The organism is Acinetobacter sp. NIPH1876 (assembly GCF_022808535.1).
Classification (GTDB): Bacteria; Pseudomonadota; Gammaproteobacteria; order Pseudomonadales; family Moraxellaceae; genus Acinetobacter; species Acinetobacter higginsii.
Map to the genome: position 1 here is coordinate 120,580 of NZ_JALGBR010000004.1, position 17,394 is coordinate 137,973.

Below are 17,394 nucleotides of genomic sequence, written 5' to 3' on the forward strand. Positions count from 1 at the left end.
GGAAATTTTAAGCATGACTTCAAATTTTTCACAACTTAGCACTGATGCTTTATCTCCAGGTCAACTACCTGAATCAGTTAAAGCTTTGCTAAAACGTGCTCATATTAATAGATACCCTAAACGCACCACGATTGTTGACGCTGGAACGGAATCAAAATCACTGTATTTAATATTAAAAGGTTCAGTGTCAATTATCTTACGTGAAGATGACGAACGTGAAATTGTAGTTGCCTACCTAAACCCAGGCGATTTTTTTGGTGAAATGGGGCTTTTTGAAAAGAACCCTCAACGTACTGCAGAAGTACGTACACGAGATGTCTGTGAAATTGCAGAAATCTCTTACGACAATTTCCACGAGTTAAGTAAACAATACCCAGATCTAAGTTACGCTGTGTTTGCTCAACTGGTCCGTCGTCTTAAAAATACTACACGTAAAGTCACTGATCTAGCCTTCATTGATGTGTCAGGTCGTATTGCGCGTTGTTTAATTGACTTATCGGCTCAACCTGAAGCAATGATTTTGCCAAATGGTCGTCAGATTCGTATCACTCGCCAAGAGATTGGTCGTATCGTGGGTTGCTCTCGCGAAATGGTTGGACGTGTCCTCAAGACACTTGAAGATCAAGGTATGATTCAAACTGATGGTAAAGCAATCTTAATTTTTAATGCTTCTTTAGAAGAAAATAATTTTACAGAAGAAGAATACGATGACGAAGACTAATTTGATCTAAGATCGAATTAACTCTTAAACAAAGCCAGTGCTCGTCACTGGCTTTCATTTTTTAACAAAGAATAAGCCTTACTGATTACATAATTACAATGATTATAGAGATATTCAGAATATTAACTGCTGCCAACATTTTCTATAATCCACCCTAATCAAGACTATATTCATAAGATACTGATTTGGAGAGAATAAGTATGAAGAAATTAGCTTTAAGCCTTTGTGCCATGACCGTAATGACAATTTCTGGCTGCGCATCTTTCGCGGACATGGCTGGCGCAGATAGCGCAACTTTAAATGCTCAATCTGCACAGAGCTTCGCAAAAATGACGCAAGAAGCACGTGCTAAGAACCAACTGGATAGTAGTTCAAGTACTTATCAGCGTATCAATACTGTATTTAATCGCTTAAAACCGTATGCTGATCAAATGAACCAGACTGGTCAACGTTTTCAATGGCAACTTGCAGTACTCAAATCGGATACTGTTAATGCCTATGTAGCACCAGGTGGTAAAGTTGTTTTCTATACAGGGATTGTGAACAAGCTTAATTTAACCAATGATGAAATTGCTGCGGTAATGGGCCATGAAATGACCCATGCGCTCGAAGAACATGCCAAAAGTAAAATTGGTGCTCAAGCTTTAACAAATCTTGCGATTGGCATTGGTAAATCGTATGCAGGTAGCAGCATAGGTGATCTAGGCAGCGCAGCAATCGATTTAGGCAGTCAAGTGGGGATCGGCTTACCATACTCACGTAATTTAGAGAGCCGTGCCGATTATGGTGGTTTAATGCTCATGGCGAAAGCAGGCTATAACCCGAATGCAGCAATCAGTCTATGGGAAAAAATGAATCGTTTAGATGGCGCTGGTGGTGGTTCATTCTTATCAACTCACCCATCAAATACTCAACGTATTGGTGATATGCGTAAAAACTTACCAGCTGCTTTGGCTGTTTATAACCAACGCCGTTAATCAACAGCCCCTTAAATTCTTAAGTTCGGATTTAAGGGGTTTTTCGTATCAACTCATTTATTACTGAATCAAGCTCACATTAATCGCAAGTGCAACATATGCGTTGCGATGGTATGACGGATATGATCAGGTCGAGCATGAAAATAACGCTCACTTAAACCATCACCTGATAAATCCTCAGTAACGATATACCCCATTTGTTCTACTGCCTGATGCAGTGTCTTTGGTCTAAATTGCCCTTTTAAGGGTTCTTTTAAAAACCGAGTAAATTGCGACACAAACAAGGTGCCTAAACGCTCTATGCCCTCCAACTCACGATAGTCAACCGAGTAGTCCAAGACCACCTCGCTCCCCTGTGTGGCAATCTGTGCAATACTTGCCAAAGTATTTAAGGTCGTTGCTGGTTCTAGATAATGGGTTGTCCCCAACCATGAAAAAAAAGCCACCTGATCTTGCTGAAAAGAACTTCGAGCTAGAGCATCTGCGATCGATTCTTTTTCAAAATCAATCGCAACAAATTCAACATTCGCTGGAAGCGGGCCATATTGGCGTAGTTTACGTTGTTTTGCTGCTTGGGTATCTGGATGATCCACTTCATAAATCTTCAGCTGTGGATACTGCTGTGATTGTCGCAGGGTAAATGAATCTAATCCCGCCCCGACCAATACATATTGTACTACGCCCCGCTCAATCGCTGCCTGGAGCTGATCTTCGGCGTAGCGTGAACGCCCAACCACCTGTCCAGTCAATAAGCCAAAAGTACGGTTAAACCATCAATATCACCCGTGGAAAGCGAGGTTTGAGCTGAATAAAAGTCCTGACTGATCACACGGAAATCTTTTTCAGTGAAACCATATTTCCGTAATAAACGACCGAGGATTAGCTGTTGATTGGTGCCTTTAAACACAGAAATGGTTTTGCCTTTTAAATCCGCCAGACTTTTCGCACCTGAATCTGATGGCACTGCAAAATACACAGGTCCAAAACGTCCCGTCACAAATAAAAGTTTGGATTTCAAACCCGTTGAACGTCCGACAATCGAAGGTAGATCGCCATGCCCGATACCAAAATCGACCTTTTTATTGGCTAAAGCTTCATTTAGCGCGGGTCCTGCACCTGGAAAAAATGACCATTTCACCTTGATGCCATCTTTGGCAAATTCTTTTTCCAAAATGCCGCGTAGATTGGCACTTGCATAAGCACTTCCTCCGACTTTAGGTTTTCCACCTACACCTGCACCGGGAACCCCCAGTCGGATTTCTGTGGGATTGGTTTCAGCAAAAGCTGAGAAACTGGTGGCAACCAGCAAACCTGCCGCTGCACCAATAAATAAATGTTTCGTCAAAAATTTCATTGTGTCATTACTCATATTGGAAAATTAAAAGGTGTATTGGAATTGCGCTTGTACTTCTGAGAAGTTTTTCTGCGCAGCTGTCTCGTGGTCATAGCTCCAGCGATTCAGCCCTAATTGGAATTTGGTGGTTTGTGCGAAGAAGAAATTTAGCCCCAAGGTATGAATATCGACTTTGCCGAGTCCATGCCCAGCAATGCCGATCACATCTGCGCCTTTATTTGGGTTATAGCTGTCATAGCGATAGAAGCTCTGAATTGATTTCGGCCAGAAGTCATCAAACTTGGCAACGGATTTCACGCTGTTATAAAATTGATCGCCAAAGGTATAAAACAGGGTTGCGGTATGCCCTTCAGACTTTACTTCTGAGCTTGAACCTGTCGCAGTTGCATAATCACTGAGTCCTTTGACATATTCATAAGTCACGCCAAACGGTGCATGGTTATAGTAGATATCGAAGCCCAGACGATCATTGCGACCGTTACCATCGAGAACATTACTGCCTGCGATAACGTTTTTACTGCCTTTGAGATAGGAAGCACCAAATTTCAACTCACGGAACCAACTGGCATAATCAACGGGTAAGGTAAAAGCCACTCGTCCGATATAATCTTTCTTGTCATTGTCATCGACTTTATTGGTGCCATTGCCATTGACCACCCCCAAAGCATATTCAAATAACGGTGCACGATAGTTTGATGAATAATCAACAAATGGTTTTACATCACCACGAACTATCAGACCTGTCTGACGATTGAATAGCCCCAATTGCGCCAATCCTGTTGCAACATTAATGGTCGGTCGTAAATCCTCTGGAGATTGTGGGTCTAAGCCAAAGGGAATCAATTGTTGCCCCAGCGTCACGTTTAAACGTGGGACTTCAGGACCACCATTGGTTGAAGTAAAGTTATAGCGTAAAAAAGCATCAGCCAAATTCAAATCGCTGGCACTGCCTGCTGTACCCGTACGCTTGCCGTAGCTAAAAGACAATTGGTAATCTAAGTTTTTGCCTTCTTTATAATCTCGATATAAATTTCCTCTAACCCCGAATAAAGCCGTAGGGATATCAAACGTATTACGACGAGGTGTAACTGGTGCAGGGTTCCCAGCAGAGGTATCTCGACTTTGTGTTTGTGCCCGAACTTGCACAGTTCCATATAAAGTTGCATCTCGTGTCGACTTCACCGAAGTCCGCTCATATTGGCGTGATTGATCATATTTATAGTTTTCTAAATCACTTCGGAAACCTGCCAGCTCACTTTGAGTCGCAAAACTATGCTCCGTATTTTCTTCCTGAGCCTCTGCCGATGCATCATCTTGGGCTGTAAGTTGCGCTGTCTCACTCAGCTCCGTTGAAGCTTGCTTCTTTTGCTTTAATGCATTGACCTGCTGCTGTAGAGCAGTCAATTGCGCCTGTAATTGCGCTAATGTTGTATCAATATCTTCTGCTGCTTGAGCTGTGCCGCTTCCCAACAGTGTTGCAATGCTCAAAGCAATCGATAAAGAGAGATAATGTTTTTTCACCAATAAAACCCCTAAAACTAAAACCATAAAATTTGAGTAAAAAAATCCTATGTGTGACTGAATAAGCAATCACACCGAAAAAGATTCGAACTAAATGAATTAAAAAATGAGAGAGAAATTAACTTTCCATACAACAACGCAACATCTTCATCCTGTGCTCCTCAGCCTGCATAAAATCAATCTTTGATTTATATACTTTGATCTTTGCAAGCAGCATGCCAATTATTAAGCAATTGTTTTATATTGATATTTATAAAAACACATCCACTTCTCTCTGTTGAAGCACTGTTGATTTTCCAACACCCTGCTTATACCAAAACAGCACATTTCAAGGTTTCTATTTCTTATTTTTTGATATAGAGACTCAGTCGCTTTGTTCTAAAAATAAAAAAAGACAGTTGGATTGACTCAACTGTCCTGAACAAAACCAAAGTTAAATTATAGGAGATTATCTATGCCTTAAGGTGCGGGATTAGGATGGGCTTGATGGATTTGCTCAATTCCCTGAATGACCTCATCAGTTAACTGTAGGTCAATACTTTCAATATTGGTTTTAAGCTGAGTTAAATTGGTCGCCCCAATAATATTACTGGTGACAAAACGGCGACTATTTACATAGGCTAAAGCCAATTGGGCAGGATCTAAATCATATTGTTTGGCCAATGCTACATAACGACGAATTGCATCTTCAGAGGCTTGCCCTTTATAACGGGCAAAGCGTTCCCATAAGGTTAAACGTGCGCCTGCTGGTTGTGCACCATCTAAGTATTTTCCTGTCAAAGCACCAAAAGCCAAAGGTGAGTAAGCCAGTAATCCGACCTGTTCTCGTATGGCGATTTCGGCATTGCCAATTTCAAAACTACGGTTCAATAAGTTATATGGATTTTGGATGGAAACAACCCGCGCTAAGTCCAATGTTTCGGAATACTTTAAAAACTGACTCACGCCCCAGGGTGTTTCATTGGATAAGCCAATATGTCGGATCTTGCCTGCTCGAATCAAATCGGACAAAACTGTCAAGGTTTCTACAATTGGAACCGTTTCTTCATTTTCAACATGCGTATAGCCCAATTCACCAAAATGATTGGTACTGCGATCAGGCCAATGAAGCTGATATAGATCAACATAATCCGTCTGTAAACGTTTCAGGCTATCATGTAGCGCAGTTTCAATATTGGCTCGATCCAACTTGGTTTGACCCGAACGAAAATGCGAGGCTTGGGTTAATTTCCCTGAACGGCCTACCACTTTGGTTGCAATCAATACTTGGTCTCGTTTCTGTGACTGCTTTAACCATGTCCCAATATATTGTTCAGTTAAGCCTTGTGTCTCGGGTTTCGGTGGTACGGGATACATTTCAGCCGTATCAATCAGATTTACGCCGCGCTCCACTGCATAATCCAACTGCTCATGCGCTTCGGATTCAGAATTCTGCTCGCCCCAAGTCATGGTGCCGAGGGCGATGACACTAACATCAATATCAGTTTGACCTAATTTTCTATATTGCATTTTTCACTCAATTCAATTGTGATAACACAAGAGTGACGCTTAAAAGTCACTCTTGTTACTTTGATTCATGATTTAGTTTTAACATGATTTTAACTGGCTTTGTTTTTTTCAGCTTGTCGGGCAAGGACATATTGATTTTCTGGACGTGCCAAGCCTAGGTTTTCACGTAAGGTCGTTCCTTCATATTCAGTACGGAACAGTCCACGGCGTTGTAGCTCAGGCACAATCAATTCAACAAAATCATTTAACCCAGCAGGTGTACTTGGTGGCAAAATATTAAAACCATCCGCGGCTTCATTTTCAAACCATTGTTGTAATTGATCGACGATCTGCTCAGGTGTACCAATCAATTGCCAATGTCCTCGTGCACCCGCCACCCATTCATACAGCTGACGGATACTGAAATTGTTTTTCTTGGCAATATCTGCAATTAGAGCAGGACGACTCACCATGCCTTGGCCTTCACCCAATTCTGGGAATGGACCATCCAAATCATAGCCTGAAAAATCAAAGCCGCCACTTAACCCACTCAACAAGGCAAGCCCTGCTTCTGGGTGAATCAGGTCTGTAAGCTGTTGGTATTTGGCACGCGCTTCTTCTTCAGTACGACCCACAAACGCAGAAACGCCCGGTAAAATTAAAAGCTCATCGGCTGAACGCCCATATTTGGCCAAACGACTTTTTACATCACGATAAAACTCTTGCGCATCTTCCAGCTTTTGATTGGCCGTGAAAATAACTTCGGCATACCGAGCTGCTAGATCACGTCCCGGCCCTGACTGCCCCGCTTGTACAATCACAGGATAACCTTGTGGTGTACGCGGCACATTCAAAGCACCTTTTACCGCATAGTATTTGCCTTTGTGGTTCGGGTTATGCACTTTCTCAGGGTCATAAAACACACCTGATGCCTTGTCATGAATAAAGGCATCATCTTCCCAGCTGTCCCAAAGTTTTTTAATCAGATCAACATATTCCTGTGCGCGCTCATAACGCTCTGCATGTGGAATTTGTTGTTCATAACCGAAGTTAGCCGCGGCAGCTTCCGAAGCAGAGGTCACTACATTCCATCCTGCTCGACCATGGCTGAGATGGTCCAAAGAAGCAAATTTACGCGCCAATAAATACGGTTCTTCATAGGTGGTTGATGCAGTTGCAATAAAACCAATATGTTTGGTCACCGTTGATAAAGCTGCGAACAAGGTGACAGGTTCAAAGCCCGCTACCTTATCGCTATAGCCTGTTTTCTCAGCTTGTCCGAAATTAACGGCGAGACCATCTGCCAAGAAATAGGCATCAAATAAGCCTTTTTCAGCAAGTTGTACCTGCTCTTTAATAAAATCAAAATCCACTGCTTTGGTCGGTTGCGATTCAGGATGTCGCCATGCAGCGACATGTTGTCCAGTAGCTGGAATAAATGCACCTAATCGAATTTTTCTACTCATGTTTTGCTCCAAATTTGTTGTTAAACACAATTTATCTTTCACTGTGGTTAATACAAATTGAATGCCATGTTTTTTATTTATAAATATCAATCAATTAAAAATTATTAATTTTATCAATGTTTCAGCAACAGCACGATTCTGTTGAGGAGGTGGTGCTAAATCAACACCTCTTCTTTTATTCATAGCAGATCTTTATGAGCATAGTCGAACGCTAACAATCACCTAAATCACTTAGATTAAACGTGAACAGGCAGATGGATCGTAAATACACTATTGTGATTCGGGTTGCTATATTCGATTGCACCTTTATGTGCAATGACAATCGCATGTACAACAGCTAAACCTAAGCCAGTCCCACCAAATTCTTTATTTCTAGACTGTTCCAATCTAAAGAAAGGATTGAATAAATCCTGTTGATAATCCTGCGCAATACCTGGTCCTTCATCCTCGATTTGTAAGATCCATTCATCCGAGACTTGCTTTGAGGAAATTTTTAATGTGCCTGCATTGGCATAGCGAATTGCATTTTCAATCAAGGCAATCAGAACCTGCTCGATACGCCGACGATCACAATTTATAAATGTGGCGCTGACCTCCAATACAGGAATAAGTTGCGCTTTTGCCAAGCGATCTTCGAACAGTTTTAAAACTTTCTCCGCATGCAATTTAAAATCAATCTTTTCATAATTTAATCTCAGCTGCTGATTTTCCACCAAACTGAGTGTCCGCAGGTCTTCAACCAAATGTGATAATCCCTCCACCTGATTGAGCAAGCTTTTAAACAATGCTTCATCAGGTTGAAACACCCCATCTAAAACGCCTTGTAAGCGGCCTTGCAAAATCGTGATTGGTGTTCTCAATTCATGTGCAATTGCGGCATTCCAGACCTGTGCATTTTCAACCGAGCTTTCTAGTTGCTGCGCCATATGATTAAAATTCTGCATCAACTCAGCTATTTCAGTGGAATGAATTTGACTATCATCTGCCCGTGCGGAAAGATCACCCTGACTGATTTTCTTTGCTGCATCTGCCAAGAAATTAATCGGCTTAATAAACCGCTGGGCCAAATGCATCCCGATAATGATCGAAATGACACCCCCACAAAAAATCACTGTAGATAGCCAAATCCAGTCTACAAAATGAAATTCGGTCCAATCTTCCTGCAAGGAACTTAAAGTGATCCAGCCCACATCAATGGCATAGTTATAAATAAAATAGCCAAGCAAAATAGAAAACAGCGTCACGCTTAAGTTCACGATACTTAATGCGATAAACAACTGTTTACTAATACCTGACTTATTCTTCATTGGATTTGTCCAATCAATTAACCTAAATTTTTCACATGATACGCTGATTTTTTTAGTGATTTACACACTTTTCCACACATTCAAGATCATTGCTCCTCGAACCTTTCCAAAAATAGCAGCATCAAAATTTTATTGATGTGACCAAAATGCAAAAACCAAAACTCAATCTACGCAAGAAAATAGGCTTCGTGCTTTTGGCCATAGTCATCGCTTACTGGCTTGCCTTTCCTATCGTTCCATTCTTAGACATCCCGCATAAAGCATTGATCATGACAGCAATGGCGATTGGGGGTGAAATTCTACTGTTAATCGTGATTGCCTTATTGGGTAAAGAATATTGGGCAAAAATCAAAAATGGATTTAAACGCTTGTTTACATCCTTTAAGTCACAGAAGAGAAAATCTGATCACTAGAATTAAAGCCATCAACATTCAAAACACGCTCATTCCACAGGATGATCGAGGCGATAACCGACCCCACGCACGTTAATCAACATCTGTTGCAAACCGTGTTCTTCCAGTTTTTTCCTGAGCTTACTGACATGACTATCAACGGTGCGCTCTAAAGCGTCACTATCTGGTAGGCAATGATTCAGCAGTTCACTTCGGGTAAATACTTTATGAGGATGATCAATCATTTGTAGCAAGATTTTATATTCAGTCAGGGTTAAATTCAGCATCACCTTCTTATGCTGCTGATGAATATAGACACTATGAATATCGGTATTAATTTCAATATTTTTATAACTTGGATTTTTATTGGGTACCTGCTGGCTTTGCTGAGCGCGTCGCAGCACCGCTTGAACACGCGCCACCACCTCATTCGGATTGAATGGTTTGACGACAAAATCATCGGCACCGATCCGTAATGCCATGACTTTATCAATTTCCTGATCCAATGCGGTGAGCATAATCACAGGGGTTTGCGCCTTTTGACGAATTTTGCTTAATACTTCCCAGCCATTCAGTTCAGGTAATTTAATATCCAAGACAATCAGATCGATTGTTTGTGCGGCATGGATTTCAATCGCCTGTTTACCATTCATTGCCCGAATCACGCGCATCCCTTCACGCTTAAGATAGTGCTCAATAATGTCCCCAATATCATACTCATCCTCTACGACAAGAATAAGTTTGTCATGGCAATCGAAAGAAAAAGAGTGCTCAAACATAAGGATTTAGATCAATAAAACAATCGATTCATCATACGATGATTTATCTGTTGATCTCCACACTTTTTCCACACTTCAGCGATGATCGTTACACAAAGTTCGAAAATAATGCCAGCATCAAAAACTCCCAAGGTTTGGACAGAATGCAAAAGCATCTATTACTTCCATTATTTTTATCTATCGGACTTGTTCTACAAGGCTGTGGTTCTGAGGAGGCAAAGCCAGCAGAAACACCCCCTGCCAAAGTGAGCGTTTTAAATATTCAGCCGCAATCGGTGAACTTTAGCGAAAACTTGCCAGCACGGGTACAGGCTTTCCGAACTGCTGAAATTCGCCCACAAGTCGGTGGCATTATTGAAAAAGTGCTATTTAAACAAGGCAGTGAAGTTAAAGCAGGTCAAGCACTTTATAAAATTAACGCGGAAACTTTTCAGGCTGATGTGAATAGTAACCAAGCCTCTCTCAATAAGGCCGAAGCTGAAGTGGTCCGTTTAAAAGTTCAATTAGAACGCTATGAACAATTACTGCCAAGCAATGCCATCAGTAAACAAGAAGTCAGTAATGCGCAAGCCGAATATCGTCAAGCTTTGGCTGATGTTGCGCAAATGAAGGCCCTGCTTACGCGTCAAAACTTGAATTTGCAATACGCCACGGTACGCGCACCAATTTCAGGTCGGATCGGACAGTCTTTTGTCACTGAAGGTGCATTGGTCAGCCAAGGTGATGCCAATACTATGGCAACGGTACAGCAGATCGATAAAGTCTATGTTGATGTAAAACAGTCGATTAGTGAATACGAACGTTTGCAAGCTGCGCTACAAAGTGGTGAGTTGTCTGCCAATAATGAAAAAACTGTACGTATTTCTAATAGCCATGGTCAAGCGTATAACGTCACTGCCAAAATGCTATTTGAGGACATTAATGTTGACCCTGAAACAGGTGATGTCACCATCCGTATCGAAGTTCAGAATCCTGAACGAAAACTCCTCCCAGGCATGTATGTCCGCGTCAATATCGACCGCGCTTCAGTGCCTCAAGCTTTGCTTGTCCCAGCTCAAGCAATTCAACGCAATATCAATGGCGACCCGCAAGTCTATGTGATCAATGCCAAAGGTTCCGCAGATATTCGCCCGATTGAACTGGGACAACAATATGATCAGTTCTACATCGCCAATAAAGGCCTTAAAACAGGCGATAAAATCGTTGTAGAAGGTGTTGATCGTATTCAGCCGAATCAAAAACTTGAAATAAGCATGTGGAAAGTACCTGCAACACAAGGAGCTCAATGATGATGTCACAATTCTTCATTCGCCGCCCTGTCTTCGCATGGGTGATTGCGATTTTCATTATTTTATTTGGGGTACTCAGTATTCCGAAATTGCCGATTGCCCGCTTTCCAAGTGTTGCACCACCACAAGTCAATATTAGTGCGACTTATCCAGGTGCTACACCCAAGACCATTAATGACAGTGTAGTTACCTTGATTGAGCGTGAAATGTCAGGGGTGAAAAATCTACTGTACTATAGCTCAACTACTGATACCTCAGGTACTGCAGAGATTTCTGCGACCTTTAAACCGGGTACAGATGTGGATATGGCACAGGTTGATGTACAAAACAAAATCAAAGCCATTGAAGCACGTTTACCGCAAGTAGTTCGTCAACAAGGCTTGCAGGTTGAGGCATCGTCATCGGGATTCTTGATGTTGGTCGGAATCAACTCACCCAATGGACAGTATTCCGAAGTTGATCTGAGTGATTATTTGGTCCGTAACGTGGTCGAAGAACTGAAACGTGTTGAAGGTGTTGGTAAAGTTCAATCCTTCGGTGCTGAAAAAGCCATGCGTATTTGGGTTGATCCCAATAAACTGGTGTCTTATGGTTTATCAATTAGTGACGTTAATAATGCTATCCGTGAAAATAACGTCGAGATCGCACCAGGACGATTAGGTGATCTCCCTGCAGCAAAGGGTCAATTGATTACTGTCCCACTATCGGCACAAGGTCAATTAGGCGATGTTGAACAATTTAAAAATATCAGCCTAAAAAGTAAAACCAGCGGCAGCGTGATTAAACTTTCTGATGTGGCTGAAGTTGAAATGGGTTCACAGGCCTATAACTTTGCGATTTTAGAAGATGGCAAACCTGCAACGGCTGCTGCGATTCAGCTCAGTCCTGGTGCAAATGCTGTCAAAACAGCGGAAGGTGTAAGAGCAAAAATTGAGGAATTAAAACTCAACTTACCTGAAGGCATGCACTTCAGTATTCCTTATGACACCGCACCTTTTGTCAAAATTTCGATTGAAAAAGTGATTCATACCTTACTTGAAGCCATGGTACTGGTTTTCATTGTCATGTATTTATTCTTGCATAATGTTCGTTATACCTTAATTCCAGCGATTGTTGCACCGATTGCGCTACTCGGTACATTTGCGGTGATGCTACTAGCAGGTTTCTCGATTAACGTACTGACCATGTTTGGTATGGTACTTGCGATTGGTATCATCGTCGATGATGCGATTGTGGTGGTCGAAAACGTTGAACGAATTATGGCGACTGAAGGGCTTCCTCCAAAAGAAGCAACTTCCAAGGCTATGAAGGAAATTACCAGTCCGATTATTGGGATTACCTTAGTCTTGGCAGCGGTGTTCCTACCGATGGCCTTTGCCAGTGGTTCGGTCGGTATTATTTATCAACAATTTACCTTAACCATGTCAGTCTCAATTCTGTTCTCAGCATTATTGGCATTAATCTTAACGCCTGCATTGTGTGCCACGATTCTTAAACCAATTGATGGCCATCATCAGAAGAAAGGCTTTTTTGCATGGTTTGATCGCAGCTTCGACAAAGTCACTAAAAAGTATGAATTGATCCTGCTTAAAGTGATTAAACATACTATTCCAATGATGGTGATCTTTGTAGTGATTACAGGCCTTACCTTTGCAGGTATGAAGTATTGGCCTACAGCATTTATGCCAGAAGAAGACCAAGGCTGGTTCCTGACGTCGTTCCAATTGCCATCGGACGCCACTGCTGAAAGAACGCGAGGTGTGGTCAATGAATTTGAAAGCAGTCTAAAAGACAATCCAAATGTTAAAAGTAACACGACCATCATGGGTTGGGGCTTTAGTGGTGCAGGTCAAAACGTGGCTGTGGCTTTTACCACATTAACCGACTTTAAAGACCGTACTTCGACAGCAACTGAAATGACCAATGCGGTTAATGCCACGATGGCACATAGTAAAGAAGGTGCAACAATGGCGGTACTACCTCCTGCCATTGATGAACTTGGGACTTTTTCAGGCTTTAGCTTACGCTTGCAAGACCGTGCCAACTTGGGCATGCCTGTACTTTTAGCTGCACAAGACCAGCTCATGGAAATGGCTGCCAAGAACAAAAAGTTCTATATGGTCTGGAATGAAGGCTTACCGCAAGGCGACAATATTTCTTTAAAAATTGACCGTGCAAAATTGAATGTTCTGGGTGTGAAGTTCTCTGATGTTTCCGACATTATTTCAACTTCAATGGGTTCGATGTATATCAACGATTTCCCAAATCAGGGACGTATGCAACAAGTGATCGTTCAGGTCGATGCCAAATCACGTATGCAACTCAAAGATATTTTGAATCTGAAAGTGATGGGTTCAAATGGGCAGTTGGTTTCTCTGTCTGAAGTGGTGACACCGCAATGGAATAAAGCACCCCAGCAATATAACCGCTATAACGGTCGCCCATCGTTAAGTATTGCAGGTATCCCGAATTTTGATACCTCATCAGGCGATGCTATGCGTGAAATGGAGCACCTGATTGCCAAATTGCCAAAAGGCATTGGTTATGAATGGACAGGTATTTCCTTGCAGGAAAAACAATCTGAATCTCAGATGGCATTCCTGCTGGCCCTTTCTATGCTAGTGGTATTCCTCGTACTCGCTGCACTTTATGAAAGTTGGGCAATTCCGCTTTCAGTGATGCTGGTGGTCCCATTGGGTATTTTTGGCGCTGTGGTTGCGATTATGTCTCGTGGCTTAATGAATGATGTGTTCTTTAAAATTGGTCTGATTACCATTATTGGTTTATCTGCAAAGAACGCGATTTTGATTGTTGAATTTGCCAAGATGCTGAAAGAAGAAGGCATGAGTTTAGTCGAGGCCACCGTTGCCGCAGCCAAACTTCGTTTACGCCCGATTCTGATGACCTCCTTAGCCTTTACTTGTGGTGTCATTCCATTGGTCATCGCCTCAGGGGCAAGTTCAGAAACACAGCATGCCTTAGGTACAGGTGTATTTGGCGGCATGATTTCAGCGACGATTCTGGCAATTTTCTTTGTCCCAGTGTTCTTTATTTTCATTCTGGGTGCAGTTGAAAAGCTGTTTTCATCGAAACAAAAAAATCCATCTTAAATGACATAGAGCAGAGGGAATCAATGGGTTTCCTCTGACTCCTCCTCAGTATTTATCCTCATCTTATTTGGAGAAGACCATGTCTAAAGCGACTGTCTTATCTCGTGGCCTGCTTGTCTCTACACTTTCGATTGCCTTAACCGCATGTATGAATCTGCAGGCACCAAAACCTGCGATCAAATCGGATATTCCACAAAATTTTGCCCTCGCAAACACAGGCAACTCAATTGCAACTCAGGGCTATAAACAGTTCTTTGCCGACACACGCCTATTACAAGTGATTGAAATCAGCTTAAATAACAACCGTGATTTACGTACTGCAACACTCAATATTCAGCGTGCACAACAGCAATATCAGATCAGTAAAAATGACCAGTTACCTACTATTGGAGCAAATGGCAGTGCTGTTCGACAGGTGAATCCATCTGCGAACCCAAACAATCCTTATTCAACTTTTCAAGTTGGACTAGGAATGACGGCTTATGAACTGGATTTTTGGGGCCGAGTCAAAAGCTTAAAAGATGTGGCCTTAAATAATTACTTTGCAACCCAGAGTGCAAGAGAAGCCTCACAGATCAGTTTAGTCGGCCAAGTCTCACAAGCTTGGTTAGATTATGCCTATGCAAAAGCCAATTTAAATCTGGCTGAGCAGACCTTAAAAGCACAGCTCGATTCCTATCATCTGAATAAAAAACGTTTTGATGTCGGAATTGATAGCGAGGTTCCGCTGCGTCAAGCACAGATATCGGTTGAAACTGCAAGAAATGATGTTGCCGCCTATAAGACTCAAGTGGCACAAGCACAAAACTTACTGGATCTATTGGCTGGTCAATCGGTTCCTCAAAATCTCCTGCCGAATCAAGCCGTAAAAACGATTAGTGTTGAACGCAGCTTGGCAACGGGCTTAAGTAGTGATTTACTGAATAACCGCCCAGATCTGAAAGCTGCTGAATATCAATTACGTGCTGCTGGAGCCAATATTGGTGCAGCCAAAGCACGTATGTTCCCTACGATTAGCCTGACAGGTCCAGTTGGCTATGCATCGACAGATCTTAAAGATTTATTTAAATCAGGTGGTTTTTCTTGGTCAATTGGGCCAAGTATCGACCTGCCTATTTTCGATTGGGGGACGCGTAAAGCCAATATTAAAATTTCAGAAACTGAACAACAAATTGCACTGGCAGATTATGAAAAAGCCATTCAATCCGCTTTTCGTGAGGTCAATGATGCGTTGGCTGCACATGCCCATATTGACGAGCGTTTAGCAGCACAACGTCGTTTGGTCTCTGCCACTGAGACCACTTATAAATTATCTACGGCTCGATTTAGAGCGGGGATTGATAGTTATCTGACCGTGTTGGATGCACAACGTTCTGCTTATGCAGCACAACAAGGCTTACTGATGCTTGAACAAAGCAAGTTGAATAATCAGATTGAATTGTATAAAGCTTTAGGTGGTGGGCTATCTCAGCATTCATAAACGCTTAAGTCTGTTATTGGGGCTGATTTTTACATATTCAGCCCTTATAGTATTGAGCTTTAAATGAAAAATAACAGTTGATCTATGTTTACACTTTCGATTACACCCAGATTCTATGAAACTGATGCTTTTGGACATATCAACAATACTGTCATTACAGGCTGGTTTGAAACTGCACGTGAACCTGTTTTTCGCTTATTCAACCCAAGTATGGAAATCAAAAATCTGCCTTTGATTCTCGCTCGGGTGGAAGTCGATTTTGTTGCACAAATCTATTACGGCGCTGATATCGAGGTCAAAACATGGATTGAGCATATCGGCAATTCTTCTTTTATTGTGGCGCATGAAGCTTGGCAAAATGAGCACTGTGTTGCACGTGGCAAAGCGGTTCAAGTGTATTTCGATTTCAGCACGCAAAAATCAGGTCGTATCCCAGATCAGTTCCGTGTCCTATTACAGCAATATCTGATTTCCCCATAAACAATTTCCCGCTGAAATAAACGCATTCATTTCAGCGGATCATCCTTACTCGCCTAAATCTTCGAGAAAATCAAAGGTTGGTACAAAAAATAAGCTGCCCGAAACTGCGGTACTAAAATCAAGTAAACGATCGACATGTCCAGTTTCTTTACCCAAGAACATATTCTCAAGCATAGTTTTGGTGATATTAAAAGAACGTGAATAGCCAATAAAGAAGGTGCCATACTCCCCTTCTGTTGGATTGGAAAATGGCATATTGGCTCTTAAAATTTTAAGTTCGTTCCCGTCCGCATCATGTGCCTTACTTGCGACATTATGTGCACTTTGCGGTTTAACGTCATCGCCCAGCTCGACATCATCATATTTCTTTCGACCAATCACTTTTTCCTGTTCTTCTGTAGTTAAGCCCTTCCACATTTCCATATTATGTAAATACTTTTGAATAAATACATAACTGCCACCTAAGAACTCAGCATCTTCTGAACCGACATAGGCAATTTCTTTGGCAATTTCATGCTCAGGATTCTCTGTACCATCCACAAAACCAAGAATGGCACGACCATCAAAGTAACGAAAGCCTTTGGTCTCGCTAATTGGATAGGTATCCTCTTTGAGTTGCTCATGCAAAATCGAGGCAAGTTCATAGCAGATCGCCATTTGATTGGCGCGAATATGAAAAAACAAATCCCCAGCTGTTGCAACGGCGGTATATTTTGGCCCTTTGATTTCCTGAAATGGCGCAAGCTCTTTCGGTTTATTTAACTCAGGAAACAGTAAGTCCCAGGCATTCGAACCAATCCCTACAGAGGCACTAAAATTACTATTCGGAAAACGATTGGTCAGACTGCGTACCAATGCGGAAAAATTCGCAAGAAAATCAATTACCCCTGAATGATCAGGATTGCTATTGATTCCAAGCACAATAAATAATGCATTCTCACCTGAAAGATTATTGATTACAGGCTGAGGTCTTAAAGGTGTATTCATAATATTTTAGAATAAAAAACTTAATGCTCATATCCTACACAAA

Annotated in this window: 13 protein-coding genes and 2 pseudogenes; 7 read left to right on the plus strand and 8 right to left on the minus strand. The window is 41.9% G+C overall.

The features are described from left to right. Nucleotides 1-13: 13 nt before the first annotated feature. Nucleotides 14-721: a cAMP-activated global transcriptional regulator CRP gene (gene crp / locus MN869_RS05795; RefSeq protein WP_243306980.1), complete on the plus strand. Its 708-nt coding sequence runs from the start codon at nucleotides 14-16 to the stop codon at nucleotides 719-721. A gap of 200 nt (nucleotides 722-921) precedes the next feature. Continuing rightward, nucleotides 922-1,698 carry a M48 family metallopeptidase gene (locus tag MN869_RS05800; RefSeq protein ID WP_004806331.1) on the plus strand — a complete coding sequence of 259 codons (777 nt, stop codon included), beginning with the start codon at nucleotides 922-924 and terminating at the stop codon, nucleotides 1,696-1,698. 74 nt (nucleotides 1,699-1,772) lie between these two features. Here MN869_RS05800 and MN869_RS05805 read toward each other — a convergent pair. The 6 genes and pseudogenes from MN869_RS05805 to adeS form a co-directional block, all read right to left on the minus strand. Next, nucleotides 1,773-2,468: pseudogene (locus MN869_RS05805) on the minus strand (class I SAM-dependent methyltransferase); the annotation flags it as partial. Further along, a pseudogene (locus MN869_RS05810) lies at nucleotides 2,465-3,052 on the minus strand (ABC transporter substrate-binding protein); the annotation flags it as partial. The pseudogenes MN869_RS05810 and MN869_RS05805, both read right to left, overlap by 4 nt. 24 nt (nucleotides 3,053-3,076) lie before the next feature. Continuing rightward, complete coding sequence (locus MN869_RS05815) at nucleotides 3,077-4,600, minus strand: hypothetical protein (protein ID WP_050511477.1); 1,524 nt, start codon at nucleotides 4,598-4,600, stop codon at nucleotides 3,077-3,079. Between the two features lie 432 nt (nucleotides 4,601-5,032). After that, a complete protein-coding gene (locus MN869_RS05820; protein WP_033134046.1) occupies nucleotides 5,033-6,082 on the minus strand; it encodes an NADP(H)-dependent aldo-keto reductase in 1,050 nt (349 codons plus the stop codon). Nucleotides 6,083-6,171: 89 nt separating this feature from the next. Next, nucleotides 6,172-7,527 carry an LLM class flavin-dependent oxidoreductase gene (locus MN869_RS05825; RefSeq protein WP_033134047.1) on the minus strand — a complete coding sequence of 452 codons (1,356 nt, stop codon included), beginning with the start codon at nucleotides 7,525-7,527 and terminating at the stop codon, nucleotides 6,172-6,174. 236 nt (nucleotides 7,528-7,763) lie between these two features. Next, nucleotides 7,764-8,834 carry a two-component sensor histidine kinase AdeS gene (adeS, locus tag MN869_RS05830; RefSeq protein ID WP_033134048.1) on the minus strand — a complete coding sequence of 357 codons (1,071 nt, stop codon included), beginning with the start codon at nucleotides 8,832-8,834 and terminating at the stop codon, nucleotides 7,764-7,766. A 146-nt stretch (nucleotides 8,835-8,980) separates the two neighbouring features. Between adeS and MN869_RS05835 the strand changes: the two genes are divergently transcribed. After that, complete coding sequence (locus tag MN869_RS05835; protein ID WP_033134049.1) at nucleotides 8,981-9,247, plus strand: transporter suffix domain-containing protein; 267 nt, start codon at nucleotides 8,981-8,983, stop codon at nucleotides 9,245-9,247. A 29-nt stretch (nucleotides 9,248-9,276) separates the two neighbouring features. Here the strand turns inward: MN869_RS05835 and adeR are convergent, their stop codons facing one another. After that, complete coding sequence (adeR, locus tag MN869_RS05840; RefSeq protein WP_033134050.1) at nucleotides 9,277-10,005, minus strand: efflux system response regulator transcription factor AdeR; 729 nt, start codon at nucleotides 10,003-10,005, stop codon at nucleotides 9,277-9,279. Between the two features lie 143 nt (nucleotides 10,006-10,148). On the opposite strand from adeR, the gene MN869_RS05845 reads away from it, so the two are divergent. The 4 genes from MN869_RS05845 (at nucleotide 10,149) to MN869_RS05860 (ending at nucleotide 16,364) form a co-directional block, all read left to right on the plus strand. Then, nucleotides 10,149-11,294 carry an AdeA/AdeI family multidrug efflux RND transporter periplasmic adaptor subunit gene (locus tag MN869_RS05845; protein ID WP_033134070.1) on the plus strand — a complete coding sequence of 382 codons (1,146 nt, stop codon included), beginning with the start codon at nucleotides 10,149-10,151 and terminating at the stop codon, nucleotides 11,292-11,294. Continuing rightward, the gene (locus tag MN869_RS05850) at nucleotides 11,294-14,404 is read left to right on the plus strand and encodes an efflux RND transporter permease subunit (protein WP_033134051.1); all 3,111 of its coding nucleotides are present in this window, start codon (nucleotides 11,294-11,296) and stop codon (nucleotides 14,402-14,404) included. The genes MN869_RS05845 and MN869_RS05850 overlap by 1 nt, the downstream gene beginning before the upstream one ends. A 79-nt stretch (nucleotides 14,405-14,483) precedes the next feature. Then, on the plus strand, nucleotides 14,484-15,884 hold the full coding sequence (gene adeC / locus MN869_RS05855) for an AdeC/AdeK/OprM family multidrug efflux complex outer membrane factor (protein ID WP_033134052.1): 1,401 nt from the start codon (nucleotides 14,484-14,486) through the stop codon (nucleotides 15,882-15,884). A gap of 84 nt (nucleotides 15,885-15,968) precedes the next feature. Then, the gene (locus MN869_RS05860; RefSeq protein ID WP_033134053.1) at nucleotides 15,969-16,364 is read left to right on the plus strand and encodes a thioesterase family protein; all 396 of its coding nucleotides are present in this window, start codon (nucleotides 15,969-15,971) and stop codon (nucleotides 16,362-16,364) included. A gap of 45 nt (nucleotides 16,365-16,409) precedes the next feature. On the opposite strand, the gene MN869_RS05865 is transcribed toward MN869_RS05860, so the two are convergent. Further along, nucleotides 16,410-17,351 carry a Dyp-type peroxidase gene (locus MN869_RS05865; RefSeq protein ID WP_033134054.1) on the minus strand — a complete coding sequence of 314 codons (942 nt, stop codon included), beginning with the start codon at nucleotides 17,349-17,351 and terminating at the stop codon, nucleotides 16,410-16,412. Nucleotides 17,352-17,394 lie beyond the last annotated feature (43 nt).

Bases quoted from the DNA above. Each gene is read 5' to 3' on its own strand.
- MN869_RS05820 (WP_033134046.1), bottom strand. From the start codon at position 6,082: ATGCAATATAGAAAATTAGGTCAAACTGATATTGATGTTAGTGTCATC.
- crp (WP_243306980.1), top strand. From the start codon at position 14: ATGACTTCAAATTTTTCACAACTTAGCACTGATGCTTTATCTCCAGGT.
- MN869_RS05800 (WP_004806331.1), top strand. From the start codon at position 922: ATGAAGAAATTAGCTTTAAGCCTTTGTGCCATGACCGTAATGACAATT.
- adeR (WP_033134050.1), bottom strand. From the start codon at position 10,005: ATGTTTGAGCACTCTTTTTCTTTCGATTGCCATGACAAACTTATTCTT.
- adeS (WP_033134048.1), bottom strand. From the start codon at position 8,834: ATGAAGAATAAGTCAGGTATTAGTAAACAGTTGTTTATCGCATTAAGT.
- MN869_RS05860 (WP_033134053.1), top strand. From the start codon at position 15,969: ATGTTTACACTTTCGATTACACCCAGATTCTATGAAACTGATGCTTTT.
- MN869_RS05815 (WP_050511477.1), bottom strand. From the start codon at position 4,600: ATGGTTTTAGTTTTAGGGGTTTTATTGGTGAAAAAACATTATCTCTCT.
- MN869_RS05835 (WP_033134049.1), top strand. From the start codon at position 8,981: ATGCAAAAACCAAAACTCAATCTACGCAAGAAAATAGGCTTCGTGCTT.
- MN869_RS05825 (WP_033134047.1), bottom strand. From the start codon at position 7,527: ATGAGTAGAAAAATTCGATTAGGTGCATTTATTCCAGCTACTGGACAA.
- MN869_RS05865 (WP_033134054.1), bottom strand. From the start codon at position 17,351: ATGAATACACCTTTAAGACCTCAGCCTGTAATCAATAATCTTTCAGGT.
- MN869_RS05845 (WP_033134070.1), top strand. From the start codon at position 10,149: ATGCAAAAGCATCTATTACTTCCATTATTTTTATCTATCGGACTTGTT.
- adeC (WP_033134052.1), top strand. From the start codon at position 14,484: ATGTCTAAAGCGACTGTCTTATCTCGTGGCCTGCTTGTCTCTACACTT.
- MN869_RS05850 (WP_033134051.1), top strand. From the start codon at position 11,294: ATGATGTCACAATTCTTCATTCGCCGCCCTGTCTTCGCATGGGTGATT.